Origin of the sequence: Streptomyces sp. NPDC014891 (genome assembly GCF_043081085.1) — a bacterium.
Lineage (GTDB): Bacteria > Actinomycetota > Actinomycetes > Streptomycetales > Streptomycetaceae > Streptomyces.
In genome coordinates this window covers 108638-122814 of the sequence record NZ_JBIBWF010000008.1, presented here as the reverse complement: position 1 = coordinate 122814, position 14177 = coordinate 108638, and the positions used below count along the sequence as shown (strand labels likewise).

Below are 14177 nucleotides of genomic sequence, written 5' to 3'. Positions count from 1 at the left end.
GGCGTCCGGGTCAGCCGGCGGGCCGGACGGCGACCGCGTCGATCTCGAAGAGCATCCCCGGCAGGGCGAGCGCCGCGACGCCGCTGAGCGTCTGGGCCGGGAGCCGCTCGCCGAAGTGGGCGTGCAGGCCCTTGCCGAGCGCCTCCAGCTTGGCCGTGTCGTGGTCGACGACGTACGAGCCGAGGCGGACGACGTGCTCCAGGCCGAGGCCTACGCCTTCGAGGGCGAGCCGCAGGTTGGTCAGGGACAGTTCGACCTGGGCGGCGAAGTCGCCGGGGACGGGGGAACCGGACGCGTCGGAGGCGTACTGGCCGCCGATGAAGACGAGCTCGCCGGGCGCGGAGACGGCGTGGCTGTAGCCGAAGGGGGTCGGGTCGTGGAGCGTGTCGGGGTTGGTGATGACCCGCTGGTCGGCGGCGGAGGAGGGGGGCGTGACGGTCATGACGGGGCGTTCCTTCCGGAGAGTGCGGCCACGGGCAGCGCGGCCAGGGTGAGGACGGCGCCCGCGAGGAGCACCGTGCCGAGCGGGTACGCGTCGGCCAGGAGCCCGCCGAGGAGGGCGCCGAGCGCGATCGCGAGGCAGAAGACGCTGACGTTGAGTCCGGTGGCCGTCTCGACCTCGTCGGGGGCGGCGGCCATGAACCAGGACTGGAGGGCGAGGGAGACGCCGCCGTAGGCGAGTCCCCAGAGGAGCAGCAGCACGGCGCCGGCGGCGGCCCCGTCGCCGACGAGGAAGGCGGCGAGGAGGACGGCGCCGAGCATGCCCGCCACGGCCGCGAGCGCCCGGGCCGGGGAGCGGGCGGCCCGGGGTCCGACGAGGAAGTTCCCGGCGACGCCCGCGACCCCGTACCCGAGGAGCAGGACCCCGAGCAGCGCACCGGGGAGCCCGGCCCGGTCGGTGAGCAGCGGGCGGACGAAGGAGTACGCGAGGAAGTGCCCGGTGACGAGGGCGAGCGTGAGCAGCAGTCCGGTCCGCACGCGCCGGTTGCGGCGGGGGAGCGAGAGGAGTCCGGCGGAGCCGCGGCGGGGGGCCGGGCCGCCGGGCGTCCCGCCGTCCGCGGCCTCTCCCCCGGGGCGTGCCGCGGCGGCTGTTCCCCTCCGGCGGCCCTCGGCGGCCGGCCCCCTCCGGCGGCCGCCGCCGGCCGCCTTCCCGCCGTCCGGGCCGGTGCCGGCCGCCGCAGTCGCTCCCGGCAGGCGCGGAAGCAGGGCCCGGAGCGCGGCCGCCGCCAGCAGGGCGAGCAGGCCGGTGGCCGCGAACGCCCAGCGCCAGCCCGCCCGTTCGGTGAGGAGGGTGCCCGCGGGGACGCCGAGGACCGAGGCGGCCGAGACGCCCCCGAAGACCACGGCGGTGGCACGGCCGACCGCACCGGCGGGCACGAGCCGCGAGGCGAGGCCGCCGGCGAGGGCCCAGAAGCCGCCGATGGCGATGCCCAGCAGGACCCGGGCGGCGAGGACGGCCGCGAGGTGCCCGGCGAGGGCCGACACGAGGTTCGCGGCCGCGGCCAGGAGCAGAAGGCCGACCAGGAGCGTGCGGCGGTCGGCGCCCGCCGCCCGGGCGGTGACGAGCGGTGCGGCGAAGGCCGCGACGAGACCGGGGACGGTCACCATCAGCGCGGCGGAGCCCTCGGAGACGGCGAGGTCGGCGGCGGCCGGGGTGAGCAGTCCGACGGGCAGCAGTTCGGCGGTCATGACGGTGAAGATCCCGAGCGTCACGGCGGCGACGGCGGGCCGGCCGCCGCGCGCCGGGTCCCGCGTCCCCGACCGCCCCTTCTCTAACTGGACATCAGACATCCAGAATTACCCCCTTGGGAAGCCTCCCGGACCCGGGAGGCTGCTCGTGTCAGACGGTGGCGAACCAGCGGCGGATGCGCTCGGGCGCGGCCGGCGCCTGGAGTTCGGCCCGCGCCCGGACGTCGTCCAGGGTCTGGGCCATGAGCTCCCGGCGCCAGGCCAGGTCGGCCCGCCCCATGGCCCCGGCGATGGCGCACTCGGCGGCGTGGCTCCCCGGCGCGCCCGCGCCCGGTCCCTGCTGCCGGATCTCGGTGCAGCGGAAGGCCTCGTCGGGCCCCTCGACGGCGGCGACGACATCCATCAGCGTGATCCGGTCGAGGGCGCGGGCCAGCCGGAAGCCGCCCTTGGGGCCCGAGACGGAGCTGACGATCCCGGCGCGGGCGAGCGCCTGGAGCTGCTTGTTGAGATACGCCGGGGGCAGCTCGTGGTAGGCCGCGAGACGCGCGGCGGTGACCGCCCGGCCGGATCCGATCCAGGCCAGGTTCAGACAGCTGTGGAGCGCCCACTCCACGCCCTCGCTCATCCTCATATCCTGGACTCTACATATCCAGAATAGGAAGGGCAAGGGCGTCCCGCGGGCTCCCCCGGTCATTCGGGTCCCGCGGCGGCCAGCGCGGCGAGTCGTCCCAGGGCCTCGTCGAGGACGGCCGGCGGCGGGGAGGCGAGCCCGATGCGGACCGCGTCCGGCGCCGTCCCCGTACCGTCCCGGCCGCCCACCGCGAACGCGCCGCCCGGGGTGACCGCCACGCCCGCGCGGGCGGCGGCAGCCGACGCGAAGGCCTCGGCCCGCCACGGCGCGGGCAGCTCCCACCAGCAGTAGTACGCGTGCGGGGAGGTCCGGACCGCCTGCCCCGCGAGCCGCCGGCGGACCAGGGCGTGCCGGGCCGCCGTGTCCGCCCGCTTCGCCGCGACCACCTCGGCGACCGTCCCGTCCTCGGTCCACCGGGTGGCGGCCGCGAGGGCGAGGCCGCCCGCCGTCCAGGCGCCGGAGCGCAGCGCCTCGGCCACCGCGGCCCGCGACCGGCCGGGCACGACGAGGTAGCCGACGGTCAGCCCCGGGGCGAGCCGCTTGGAGAGGCTGTCGACGAGGAGGACCCGCTCGGGGGCGTGCGCGGCGAGCGGCGCGGGCGCGTCCGGCCGGAGGAAGGCCCAGGTGGTGTCCTCGACGGCGGTGAGGTCCGCGCTCCGCAGCAGCTCCGCGAGGGCGGCCCGGCGGCCCTCGCCCGCGGTCGAGGAGAGCGGGTTGTGCAGCGTGGGCTGGAGGTAGACGGCGGCCAGCGGCGCCGCCCGGTGGGCCGCCGCGAGCGCCTCGGGCCGTACCCCCTCGCCGTCGAGGGCGAGCGGCACGAGGCGGATGCCCAGCGTCTCGGCCACCGCTTTGACCAGGGGATACGTGAGGGCTTCGACGCCCAGCCGGCCGCCGGGCGGCACGAGCGCCGAGAGGGCGGCGGCGAGGGCCTGGCGGCCGTTCCCGGCGAAGAGCACGCCCTCGGGGTCGGGCGCCCAGCCGGGCCGGGCGAGCACGGCCGCCGCCGCCTCGCGCGCCTCGGGGGTGCCGGTGGCGGCGGCCGGCCGGGCCACCGCCTCGGCCAGCACGTCGGACCGCGCGAGGGCCGCGAGGGCCCGGGCCATCAGCGCGGACTGCCCCTCGACGACCGGGTAGTTGAGCTGGAGGTCGACGGGCGCGGCGCCGGTCGCCTCGGCGAGCGCGGGTCCGGGCAGCGGGGGCGCGGCCCGGACGAACGTGCCGCGCCCGACCTCCCCGACGACGAGGCCGCGCCGGGCCAGCTCGCCGTACACGCGGATGGCGGTGGAGTTGGCGATGGCGTGCCGCCGGGCGAAGACCCGCTGCGGCGGCAGCCGGTCGCCGGGCCGCAGCCGGCCGTCCCGCACGGCGGCCTCGACCCGGTCGGCGATCCTCCGGTACTCCTCCACGCCCCGTCCCCTCCGTCTCCGCGGCCCCACCCCGCCCGACGCACCGGGACGGACGCCCCCGGAGGCGCCCGGACCGGAAGCGGCCCGCCCCGGACACACGCCGTCGCCCGGACCGGACAGCGCCCCGATCCCCTCATTGCACCGAGAGCAAAGGAAGTATTGCACCGAGCGATCGGCGCTGCCTAGCCTGCGGACATGCCCGTCATCCACACCCCCGCCACCGCGATCCACTACGCGGAGAAGGGCGAGGGCCCGGCCCTCCTCCTCGTCCACGGCCACCCCTTCGACCACACCATGTGGCAGCCCCAGATCGACCGCTTCGCCCGCACGCACCGGGTGATCGCCCCCGACCTCCGCGGCTACGGCGCGACCCCCCTCCGGGCCGCGCCCGGCCCGGGCGGCGCACCGCGGGACGCGGGAGGGCCCGAGGCGACGGGACTCGACGCCTTCGCCGCCGACCTGGTCGCCGTCCTCGACGCCCTCCACGTCGACGACTGCGTCGTCGCCGGCCTCTCCATGGGCGGCCAGATCGCCATGGAGCTCTACCGAGGCCACCCCGGACGCGTCCGGGGACTCGTCCTCGCCGACACCTTCCCGGCCGCCGAGACCGACGAGGGCAGGGCCGCCAGGAACGCCATGGCCGACCGGCTGCTCGCCGGCGGCGCGGCGGCGATGCGCGGGTACGCCGACGAGGTGCTGGACCGCATGGTGGCCCCCTACAACACCCACGCCGCCCCGCACGTGCACCGGATGATGTGCGCGACCGACCCCGCGGGCGCGGCCGCCGCCCTGCGCGGCCGGGCCGAGCGCCCCGACTACCGGAAGACCCTCACGACCGTCCCGTTCCCCGCCCTCGTGGTGGTCGGCCGGGACGACTCGTACACCCCGGTCGCGGACGCGGAGGAGATGCACGCGCTGCTGCCCCACGCCACGCTCGCCGTGATCGAGCAGGCCGCCCACCTGCCGAACCTGGAACGCGCCGACGCGTTCGACGCCGTACTGGAGGAGTACCTCCGCTCACTCGGACGGCCCCGCTGAAGGTTCGCGACGGAGCGAACGCTCCGACGATGGGGCCATGAGCCAGAACACGGCACCACCCCGCAGACCCGAACCGGCCTCCGCCTCCTGGGCGAGCGGCGGCACGCTCTTCGCGGGCGTCCTCCTGCTCGTCACCGGCTTCATGGACGTCTTCCAGGGCATCGCGGGCATCGCGGAGGACGACGTCTACACCCGCGTCGGCGACTACGTCTTCAAGTTCAACCTCACCACGTGGGGCTGGATCCACCTGATCCTCGGCATCGTCCTCGCGATCGCCGGCTACGGCATCCTCAAGGGCGCGGAGTGGGGCCGGGTCGCCGGCATCGCGCTGGCGTCCCTGAACATCCTGTTCCAGTTCCTCTTCCTGCCGTACCAGCCGTGGTGGGCGCTGTTCTCGATGGCCATCTCGGTCTTCGTGATCTGGTCGCTGGCGACGGACGAGGCGTACGGCCGCGACGATGCGTTCTGAGAGGCGGCGGACGATGAGACGCACGACGGCGGCGGCCCTGTCCCTGGCCGCCACCAGCGCACTCGCCCTCACGGCCACCGGGTGCGACACCGTCAAGGAGACGGCCGGCACCATCGCCTCCTCCGCGACGGCGGCGGTCGCCTCGGCGGCCGAGCAGAAGATGAACGAGGTCAAGGACGGGGTGAACGCCACCGGCGACGTCAGCGCCGGCCCGACGAGCACCGACGGCGACCGGACGGTCGCCGAGATCACCGCGACCAACCCCAAGGACGCGAACGCCGACTACACGGTCATGGTCACCTTCCGGGACGCCGACGGGAACTTCCTCGACTCGGTCGTCCTGAGCATCGACGGCGTGGCCCCCGGGAAGTCCAAGACCGGTACGGCACGCAGCAATCGGACGCTCTCGGGCGACCCCGAGGCGGAGATCGCGCAGGCCCTGCGACACTGACGGAGTGGACCGAGCCCAGACCGCAGCGACCGCAGCGAGCACGGAGACCGAGCAGACCGCGGAGACCGAGCGGACCGCGGAACACGCGGCGCACGGGGAGACGGTGCGACCCGTGAACGACGGCACCGCCGGACCGGCCCCCCGGGCGGACCCCTCGGCGACCCCGCCGCCCCTGCGGCCCAGGCACCCCCTCGCGGCCTGGGCCGCCGGCCTGCTCATGGCGGTCCCCGCCCTGGTCACGGCCTGCCGCGCCCTGGACACCGACGCCATGACCCCCGTCCCCCAACTCCTCTCGCTCCTCCCCTGGCTGACGCTCCCCGCCGGCCTCGCCCTGCTCCTCGCCGCCGCGACCCGCCGCCGGACCCTGACCTTCGTGTCGGTCCTGGTCCTCGGCGCGACCGCGTGGGCCACCGTGCCGTACATGCCGCAGGCCGTCATCCCCTACGGACTGCCGCTCGCACGGGTCAAGGTCATCACCGCGAACGTCGAATTCGGCGAGGGCACCGGGTCGCTGGCCGACGCCGTCCGCCGCGAGCGGCCCCAGCTCGTCTTCGTGTCGGAATGCGACCGCGCCTGCCGCTCCACCCTCGTCCGGACCTTCGCCGAGGAGCTGCCGCACTACGCCTCCGTGGACGGCGAGGGGCCGATCGGCTCGATCCTGCTCAGCTCGTACCCGCTCCGCGACTGGCGGGAGATCCCGGCGACCATGGGCATGCCGGGAGCCACGGCCGAGATCGCGGGCGTACCCGTACGGGTCCAGCTCACGCACCCGATGCCGCCGATCCCCGGACAGGTGTCCCAGTGGAAGCGGGAACTGGGCCGGGTGAAGAGCGCCGTCGCCGCCGCCCCGGCCGGGCCGATGCTGGTCGCGGGCGACTTCAACGCCTCCCAGGACCACGCGGCGTTCCGCGCGATCCTCGCGGCCGGCGGACTCCAGGACGCGGCGCGCCGCGCGAACGAGAGCCGGCTGCCGACCTGGCCGACGGAGGGGCCACTGCCGCCGTTCGTCCAGATCGACCACGTCCTGGTCCGCGACTTCAGCGTCCGCGGGGTACGCGTCCTGGACCTCCCCGGCTCCGACCACCGGGCCGTCGTCGCCGATCTCGACCTGCGCGGGCCGCGCTGATCGGCGACGCTGGAGGACATGGAGAACGAGGAGATCCTGGACGACATCGGCGCCCTCGTCGAGGAGGAACGCGCGCTGCGGCAGCGCACGGGCGGCCTCCTCCCCGAGGAGCGGGCCCGCCTGTCCGAACTGGAGGTCCGGCTCGACCAGTGCTGGGACCTGCTGCGGCAGCGGAGGGCGAAGGCGGAGTTCGGCGAGGACCCGGACACGGCGACCCTCCGCCCGGCCACCGAGGTCGAGTCCTACCGCAACTGACATCCGGGCGCCGCGGGCGCCCGCCACCCCGGGGCGGCTCCCCGGCGCGGCGGCCCGCGTCGTCGCCGGCGGGGGCCGACGCCCCCGGCCGAGTACGTTGGGCGCATGCCCTCGCGCGTCCGTCCCGCCGGCCCCACCCGTCTCACCCCACCCGCCTGGCTGACCGCCGGGCTCCGGCCGGACTCCGCGCCGATCCCCTGGGCCGCCGTCGCCCGCGCCGCCGTCGCGCTCTCCGCACCGCTCGCCCTCGGCCTCGCCCTCGGCCGGCCCGCCTACGGCGCCCTCGCCTCCATGGGCGCCCTCTCCGGCGTCATCGGCGACACCGCCGACGCCTACCGGATGCGGATCTTCAACATCGCCGTGCCACAGCTGTTCGGCGCCGTCGGCGTCACCCTCGGCACCCTCGTCTTCGGGCACGGCTGGGTCGCCGTCGCCGTCCTCACCCTCGTCGCCCTCGTCTCCGGGATGATCTCCTCGATCGGCGCCGTCGCCTCCGTCTCCGGACTGCTCCTCCTCCTGAACGCCGTCGTCGGCGCGGGCCTCCCCATGCCCGACCCCTGGTGGACGGCGCCACTGCTGCTCACCCTCGGCGGCCTGTTCGTCCTCGTCCTCACCCTCCTCGGCTGGCCGCTGCGCCGGGCCGCGCCCGAGCGGTCCGCCGTCGCCGCGACCTACCGCTCCGTCGCCGAACTGTACGAGGCCACCGGCACCGCCGCGTACGACGAGAGGAGGCGGGCCGTCACCGCCACCCTCAACCAGTCCTACGACCTCGTCCTCGCCCGCCGTGCCCGCGAGCACGGCCGCTCGCCCGCCCTCGTCCGGCTCCTCGCGCAGCTCAACGTGGCCGTACCGCTCGTCGAGGCCGCCCCCGCCGCCCACCTCCGCGCACGGCTCTTCGGCCCGCTGCCCGCGTCGGTCCCCGCGGCCGTCCGCGACCTCGCCGTCGCCGTCGAGGAGGGCCGCACCGGAGAACCCGTACTCGACCTGCCGACCCCGGAACGCCCCGCCGAGAAGGCCGTCGACCACGCCCTGCGGTACGCCGCGGCCGTCGTCCACCAGGCGGATCCCGACCCGCACAACGTCGACGACCGGCTCGGCCGGCCCGCCGCCCTGCGGGTCCGCGTCCGCCGGACCACCCGCGCCGTCCTGTTCTCCGAAGCGTCCTGGCGGTACGGCCTCCGCCTCGCCCTCTGCATCGGGCTCGCGCAGGCACTCGTCTCGCTGATCGCCGTGCCCCGCTCGTACTGGGTCGCGCTCACCGTCACCTTCGTCATGAAGCCCGACTTCGGCTCGGTCTTCTCCCGCGCCGTGCTCCGCGCCTTCGGCACCGCCGCCGGGCTCCTCCTCGCCGCCCTGGTCCTCGCCGAAGTCCCCCGCGGCTGGTGGGACGTGCCCGTGATGTGCGTCCTCGCCGCCCTCATCCCCGCCTTCTCCGCCAAGGGGTACGCCTTCCAGACGGCGGCGATCACCCCGGTGATCCTGCTGCTCTCCGACACCCTCAACCAGCAGGGCTTCGACCTCGTCATGCCCCGCCTGTACGACTCCCTCATCGGCTGCGCGATCGCGCTGGTCGCCGGCTACCTCCTCTGGCCCGAGTCCTGGCACTCCCGGATCGGCGACCGGCTCGCGGACGCCGTCGCCGACACCTCCGCCTACGTGCGCTGCGCGTTCGGCGCCGCGGAGGACCAGGACGCCCGGATGCGGGCCCGGCGGAAGCTCTACCGCGACCTGTCCACGGTCCGCTCCGAGTTCCAGCGCGCCCTCACCGAGCCCCCGCCGACGGGAACGCGCGCCGCCGCCTGGTGGCCGCTGGTCGTCGCCGTCGAACGGATCGTGGACGCCACGACCGCCGCCCGGCTCCGGGTCGACCACGGCGCCCCCGGCCCCGACCCCGCCGAGGTCGCCGCCGTCGAACGCGAGCTGCGCGAACTCGCGGAGGGGATCCGCGCGTCGGACACCCTCGTCGAGGTCCGCAGCGAACTCCCCGGGGACGAGAACGGAGTCCTCGCACCCCTCCGCCAGGAGGTCAGCGCGGCCCGTGCGATCGCCGGTCCCGACCTGCGGTAAACCTTCCCCCGGGGGCGTACGGGAGGACTTACCGGCGGTCACGGAACGGAACCCTCCCCACCGCCGTTACCCGGAGCCATCCGGGCGACTACGATGCGCTCGATCTCACCGTGATCCGCGCCCGCCACCGCCGGCAACCGGCCCGGCGGACGGGACACTTCGTCCTGCCTCACCCCCCGCGCCCCGAGGACACCGCCATGCGCACCACCACGAACAGAGGGCTCCAGCCCAATGTCCTCGGCACCTTCGACACGATCGTGATGGCCGTCGCCGGCAGCGCCCCCGCCTACTCGATGGCCGCGACCACCGCCGTGCTCTTCGGGGCCGTCGGCTACGCGGGGCCCGCCGCCCTGCTCTACTGCGCGATACCGATGTTCGGCATCGTCCTCGCGTACGCCCGCCTCGGGCGGATCGACGTCAACGCCGGTGCCGGCTACTCCTGGGTGGGCCGCACCCTCCACCCCTTCCTCGGCTTCCTCTCCGGCTGGGCCCTGGTCTTCGCCGCCACCGTCTTCATGGTGGCCGGTTCGCTGCCCGCCGGCTCCCTCACCCTCGCCCTGATCGACCAGGACCTCGCCGACAGCACCCCGCTCGCGGCGGTCGTCGGCGCCGGCTGGTTCCTCATGATGCTGCTGGTCGTCCTGGGCGGCGCGCGGCTGACCGTACGCGCCCAACTCGTCATGTCGGGCGTCGAGATGCTGATCCTGGTCGGCTTCATCCTGGCGGCCGTCCTGCACCGCGGTCGGGCCACCGCCTTCGACTGGTCCTGGTTCGGCCTCGGCCACTTCGACGGCACACACGGCTTCGCGGCCGGCGCGCTGATCGCCGCGTTCTACTACTGGGGCTGGGACGTCACCAGCAACCTCAGCGAGGAGACCCGGAACAGCCGCAGGACCGCCGGCCTCGCCGCGCTCGTCGGCGTCGGTTTCGTCTTCCTGCTCTTCGTCGCCGTCACCGTCGTCGTCAACGTGCTGCTGACCGCGGAGGAGATCCGCACCGCCGGCCCCAACGTCCTCGCCGTCATCGGCCAGGAGGTCTGGCCGGGCGTCGGCGGCAAGCTCCTCGTCGTCGCCGTCCTCCTGTCCACCGTCGCCACCCTGGAGACCACCCTCCTCCAGGTCACCCGCTCGCTCTTCGCCATGGGCCGCGACCGGACCCTGCCCTCCGCGCTCGGCACCGTGCACCGCCGGTGGAACACGCCCTGGGTCGCCATCGTCGCCGTCGGCGGCGCGGCCCTGCTGCTGTTCGCCGCGGCCGCGGCGGCCGGCTCCGTGCAGCAGATCCTCCGCGACGCCGTCTCCGCGATCGGACTCCAGATCGCGTTCTACTACGGCCTCGCGGGCATCGCCGCCGTCGTCGCCTACAAGTCGCTGCTCCTGCGCTCCGTACGGAACCTGCTGCTCGGCGGCGTCTGGCCGCTGCTCGGCTCCGCGTTCATGCTCTGGACCTTCGTCGAGTCGATCGGCGAACTCTCCACCACCGCCCTCACCATCGGCCTCGGCGGCCTGCTCCTCGGCGTCGTCCCGCTGCTCGTGTACTGGCGCGGGGGCAGCGACTACTACCGCCCGGCCCGCCTGGACGCGGCCCGCGCGATCGCCGCCGCGGAGGGCGCGGGCCCCGCGACCCGCGCCCGCGGCGGAACCAGGGACAAGAGCTACGCAACGGATTTCTGATCCCGGCCGTCACCAAGGGCACAGGGCCACCCGCGCGGAACCGGGAACGGGACGGCGCGAGGGGGCCGCGGCACGACGCACGCAGGACGACGCGACGCGGGACAGGGCGGCGCGAGGCAGCACGACGCGACGCGGCACCGAGTGCGACGCGGCACCACGAGCACGGGAACACCGACGAGTCACCCACTTCTGACGGCAGCCGAACCCGAAGGAGGCCCCCGATGGCCGTACGCCGCCGCTCCGCGCGCCCGGCACGTCCGGAGCGCTTCGTCCCCGACTTCGACCCGGACTTCGGGGACCGCGCACTGACCGAGGCCCGCCACGACATCGTCATCGGCCGCTGGCAGGGCGTGCGGGACCTGCTCGCCGCCACCGGCGACCACTGGGCCCGCCGCACCCACCGGCTGCGGCTCCTCTCGCACGCGGCCGCGGGCAGCTCCACCGTGGAGACCTGGCGGGCCGCCGAACCGGGCAACCCCGACGCGGCCGTCCTGCGGGCCGCGACCGAGGTGGTCCGGGTCTTCGACGCGGCCATCGCGGCCGGCCGGGGCGCGGCCGTCGAACGGGCCCGGATCGACGCCGCCGTCGACGCCTGCCTCGGCGCGGCCGAGGCGGCCCCCGCCGACCCGATGCCCTGGGTGTCGCTGCTCTCGGTCGCCCGGCTGTACGAGGGCGGGGTGCCGCGCCGCGAACTGCGCCACTGGTTCGACGAGTTGCGCCGCCGCGACCCGTACAACACGGAGGGCCACATCCAGGTGCTGCGCTACTGGTCGGCCCGGTGGCACGGGACGCACGGCAGCATGTACGACTTCGCCCGCGACGCGGCCGGGGTGGCACCCCCCGGCTCCCCGCTGCCCGTGCTCGTGCAGGTGGCGCGGGTGGAGGAGTACCGGTACATCGCGGACGGAGCACTCGGCCGCGGCCCGGTCCGCGGCTTCGACCAGCACTGGAAGCACGAGCTGGCGGTGACGGAGCTGCGGCGCACCCACGCGCGGTGGATCGGCGGCCGGGACCCCGCCGCCCCGGTCGCCCCCGAGGAGGTCGGGGACCTCCACTTCCTGGTGCACGCGGCCTGCTACGCCGGGCAGGTGGAGATCGCACGGGAGCTGCTCGGGATGCTCGGCGCCCGGGCGGCGTGGGTGCCGTGGGCGTACACCGGCGAACCCGAGGAGCAGTTCGTGCGGTTCAGGGAGGGCCTGGGGGTGCGGTGAGCGGGCGCGCGGCCGGCCCCCGGGCCCTCCCCGCGGCTCAGACGCCGATGTCGCCGCCGTCCGTGCGCCACACGGCGACGACCGACGGGCGGACGATCCGGCCCGGTCCGTCGGGCCACTCCGACTTAGGGTTCTCGACGGACGCGCCGTCGATCTCGCCCGGGTGCTGCACGGCCACCAGGACGCGACGGTCCTGGATGAGCGGGCCGCAGGTCTCGGCGCCCCTGGGGACGGTCAGGAACTGCTTCAGCTCACCGCGGCGCTCGCCCTGCGTGGCGACGCCGAACAGGCCGTCGTGCGAGCCGAGCTGGGCGCCGTCGGTGGAGATCCACAGGTTGCCGTGCGGGTCGAAGGCCACGTTGTCGGGGCAGGAGATCGGGGAGACCTTGTCCTTGGGGTAGCCCGCGAAGTAGGTGGCCGGGTCGTTCGGGTCGCCGGCGACCAGGAAGAGGCGCCAGGCGAAGCCGTCCGAGGACGGGTCGTCCCAGTGCTCGGCGAGTTCGAGGATCTGCCCGTGCTTGTTGAGGTTGCGCGGGTTGGCCTCGTCGGCACCGGCCTTGCCGGGCTTGCCGCGGTCGGTGTTGTTGGTGAGCGCCACGTAGACGCGACCGGTCCGCGGGGACGGCTCGACGTCCTCGGGGCGGTCCATCTTCGTGGCGCCGACCTTGTCACCGGCGACGCGGGTGAAGACGTACACCTCCTCGGCGGTCATGCCGGGGACGTGCGAGACGTCGCCGGTGGCCAGCGGGATCCACACGCCGGAGCCGTCGAACTCGCCGTCGGCGGGGTGCTTGCCCGTGCCGTCGATCTCGGCGGCCGGGGAGTCGCCGGTCAGCTTGGCGACGTACAGCGTGCCCTCGTCGAGCAGGGTGAGGTTGTGCTCGCGGGCGGCCCGCGAGTCGCCCTTCTTCATCCGCCTGCTGGAGACGAACTTGTAGAAGTAGTCGAACCGCTCGTCGTCGCCCATGTAGACGACGGGACGGCCGTCGGCGGTGAGCCGGGGCTGGGCGGCCTCGTGCTTGAAGCGGCCGAGCGCGGTGCGCTTCCTGGGGGTGGACTCGGGGTCGTACGGGTCGAGTTCGACGACCCAGCCCTGGCGGTGGACCTCGTTCGGCTCCTGCTTGAGGTCGAAGCGCTTGTCGAACCGCTCCCACTTGCGCTCGGTGGCGCCGGTGCCGACGCCGTAGCGCTTGTCGGTGGCGCTGGAGCCGTTGGCGAAGTACTGGTTGAAGTTCTCCTCGCCGTGGAGGGTGGTGCCCCACGGGGTGGTGCCGCCGGCGCAGTTGTTGAGGGTGCCGAGGACGAAACGGCCCCGGGGGTCGGCGGAGGTCTTCAGCAGGTCGCTGCCGGCGGCGGGGCCGGTCAGCTCGAACCGGCTCGTCGTGTGGAGGCGGCGGTTGAGGTGGTGGCGGGTGACCGGGGTGAGCCTGCCGGTACGGCGCTCCTCCTGGACCACGACGACCGACAGGCCGTGCGCGGCCCAGGCGATCTCGACCTGCTCGCGGGTCGGGTTCGCGGCGTCGTAGCCGCGGAACATCAGGACTTCGTCGGTGTACTCGTGGTTGGCGACGAGGACCTGGCGGTCGTGCTCCCCGCGCAGCGGCAGCAGGGAGAGGAAGTCGTTGTTGTAGCCGAACTGCCCGGCCTGGGCCTTCGCCGTCTGCCTCTCGGAGTCGAAGGCCGGGGCGCCGCGGAGGATCGGCTCGCCCCAGCGGATGACCACGTTCTGCGCGTAGCCGGAGGGGACGGTCACCTTGTCGGCGGTGTTGGGGGCGACGGGGGTGAAGCGGAGGCCGCGGGCGCCGTCGGCCTTGCCGTGGCCGTGCCCGTGCCCGTGCCCGAAGGTCTCCTGGCCGGCGACGGCGTCGGGCGCGGTGCCGAGGGCGACGGCGCTTCCGGCGGCCGAGGCGACCGTCACGACGGCGGCGGCGCGGAGCGCCGAACGGCGGGAGAGGACACCGGCTATGACGTCGCCGGCGTACTCGTTGTCGCTGGTGTTCGGGACCTCGTGGAAGCAGGCGTCACCGCAGCGGTAACGGCAGGTGAGAGCGGAACGACCGCTTCCGTGCGGGTTCGTGCTCAGCAGCGGCAGCAGTTTGCGCACTTCGTCCTCCTCCGGCGCACACTGCGCCGACATGGTGTCGGGTAATCCTTCGGCGGC

At 75.0% G+C, this 14177-nt stretch carries 13 protein-coding genes; 8 read left to right on the top strand and 5 right to left on the bottom strand.

From position 1 onward, the window contains the following. Positions 1-10 precede the first annotated feature (10 nt). The 4 genes from ACF09E_RS23200 to ACF09E_RS23185 form a co-directional block, all read right to left on the bottom strand. The gene (locus ACF09E_RS23200; protein WP_392206819.1) at positions 11-442 is read right to left on the bottom strand and encodes a RidA family protein; all 432 of its coding nucleotides are present in this window, start codon (positions 440-442) and stop codon (positions 11-13) included. Next, positions 439-1791 carry an MFS transporter gene (locus ACF09E_RS23195; protein ID WP_392206818.1) on the bottom strand — a complete coding sequence of 451 codons (1353 nt, stop codon included), beginning with the start codon at positions 1789-1791 and terminating at the stop codon, positions 439-441. The genes ACF09E_RS23200 and ACF09E_RS23195 overlap by 4 nt, the downstream gene beginning before the upstream one ends. Positions 1792-1840: 49 nt before the next feature. Continuing rightward, positions 1841-2314 (bottom strand): RrF2 family transcriptional regulator, encoded by a 474-nt coding sequence (locus tag ACF09E_RS23190; RefSeq protein WP_392207082.1) that lies wholly within the window; start codon positions 2312-2314, stop codon positions 1841-1843. A 65-nt stretch (positions 2315-2379) separates the two neighbouring features. Further along, positions 2380-3726, bottom strand: coding sequence for a PLP-dependent aminotransferase family protein (locus ACF09E_RS23185; protein ID WP_392206817.1), 1347 nt, complete (start codon positions 3724-3726; stop codon positions 2380-2382). Positions 3727-3921: 195 nt separating this feature from the next. Between ACF09E_RS23185 and ACF09E_RS23180 the strand changes: the two genes are divergently transcribed. The 8 genes from ACF09E_RS23180 (at position 3922) to ACF09E_RS23145 (ending at position 12016) form a co-directional block, all read left to right on the top strand. Continuing rightward, positions 3922-4764 carry an alpha/beta fold hydrolase gene (locus ACF09E_RS23180; RefSeq protein WP_392206816.1) on the top strand — a complete coding sequence of 281 codons (843 nt, stop codon included), beginning with the start codon at positions 3922-3924 and terminating at the stop codon, positions 4762-4764. 37 nt (positions 4765-4801) lie between these two features. Continuing rightward, the gene (locus ACF09E_RS23175) at positions 4802-5233 is read left to right on the top strand and encodes a hypothetical protein (RefSeq protein WP_388801853.1); all 432 of its coding nucleotides are present in this window, start codon (positions 4802-4804) and stop codon (positions 5231-5233) included. Between the two features lie 13 nt (positions 5234-5246). Continuing rightward, positions 5247-5684, top strand: coding sequence for a hypothetical protein (locus tag ACF09E_RS23170; protein WP_392206815.1), 438 nt, complete (start codon positions 5247-5249; stop codon positions 5682-5684). 4 nt (positions 5685-5688) lie between these two features. Next, positions 5689-6810, top strand: coding sequence for an endonuclease/exonuclease/phosphatase family protein (locus ACF09E_RS23165; RefSeq protein WP_392206814.1), 1122 nt, complete (start codon positions 5689-5691; stop codon positions 6808-6810). An 18-nt stretch (positions 6811-6828) separates the two neighbouring features. Then, positions 6829-7065 carry a DUF2630 family protein gene (locus ACF09E_RS23160; protein ID WP_319315630.1) on the top strand — a complete coding sequence of 79 codons (237 nt, stop codon included), beginning with the start codon at positions 6829-6831 and terminating at the stop codon, positions 7063-7065. Positions 7066-7170: 105 nt separating this feature from the next. Continuing rightward, positions 7171-9132, top strand: coding sequence for an FUSC family protein (locus ACF09E_RS23155; protein WP_392206813.1), 1962 nt, complete (start codon positions 7171-7173; stop codon positions 9130-9132). Positions 9133-9329: 197 nt separating this feature from the next. Then, entirely contained in the window at positions 9330-10805 is a 1476-nt protein-coding gene (locus ACF09E_RS23150; RefSeq protein ID WP_392206812.1) for an APC family permease, read from the top strand. Between the two features lie 221 nt (positions 10806-11026). Continuing rightward, positions 11027-12016 (top strand): hypothetical protein, encoded by a 990-nt coding sequence (locus tag ACF09E_RS23145; protein WP_392206811.1) that lies wholly within the window; start codon positions 11027-11029, stop codon positions 12014-12016. A 37-nt stretch (positions 12017-12053) separates the two neighbouring features. Here the strand turns inward: ACF09E_RS23145 and ACF09E_RS23140 are convergent, their stop codons facing one another. Continuing rightward, on the bottom strand, positions 12054-14120 hold the full coding sequence (locus tag ACF09E_RS23140; protein ID WP_392207080.1) for a PhoX family protein: 2067 nt from the start codon (positions 14118-14120) through the stop codon (positions 12054-12056). Between the last annotated feature and the right edge of the window lie 57 nt (positions 14121-14177).

Excerpts from the sequence above, each read along its gene's own strand:
- ACF09E_RS23200 (WP_392206819.1), bottom strand. The coding sequence starts at position 442 with ATGACCGTCACGCCCCCCTCCTCCGCCGCCGACCAGCGGGTCATCACC.
- ACF09E_RS23145 (WP_392206811.1), top strand. The coding sequence starts at position 11,027 with ATGGCCGTACGCCGCCGCTCCGCGCGCCCGGCACGTCCGGAGCGCTTC.
- ACF09E_RS23170 (WP_392206815.1), top strand. The coding sequence starts at position 5,247 with ATGAGACGCACGACGGCGGCGGCCCTGTCCCTGGCCGCCACCAGCGCA.
- ACF09E_RS23160 (WP_319315630.1), top strand. The coding sequence starts at position 6,829 with ATGGAGAACGAGGAGATCCTGGACGACATCGGCGCCCTCGTCGAGGAG.
- ACF09E_RS23180 (WP_392206816.1), top strand. The coding sequence starts at position 3,922 with ATGCCCGTCATCCACACCCCCGCCACCGCGATCCACTACGCGGAGAAG.
- ACF09E_RS23150 (WP_392206812.1), top strand. The coding sequence starts at position 9,330 with ATGCGCACCACCACGAACAGAGGGCTCCAGCCCAATGTCCTCGGCACC.
- ACF09E_RS23190 (WP_392207082.1), bottom strand. The coding sequence starts at position 2,314 with ATGAGCGAGGGCGTGGAGTGGGCGCTCCACAGCTGTCTGAACCTGGCC.
- ACF09E_RS23155 (WP_392206813.1), top strand. The coding sequence starts at position 7,171 with ATGCCCTCGCGCGTCCGTCCCGCCGGCCCCACCCGTCTCACCCCACCC.
- ACF09E_RS23175 (WP_388801853.1), top strand. The coding sequence starts at position 4,802 with ATGAGCCAGAACACGGCACCACCCCGCAGACCCGAACCGGCCTCCGCC.
- ACF09E_RS23195 (WP_392206818.1), bottom strand. The coding sequence starts at position 1,791 with ATGTCTGATGTCCAGTTAGAGAAGGGGCGGTCGGGGACGCGGGACCCG.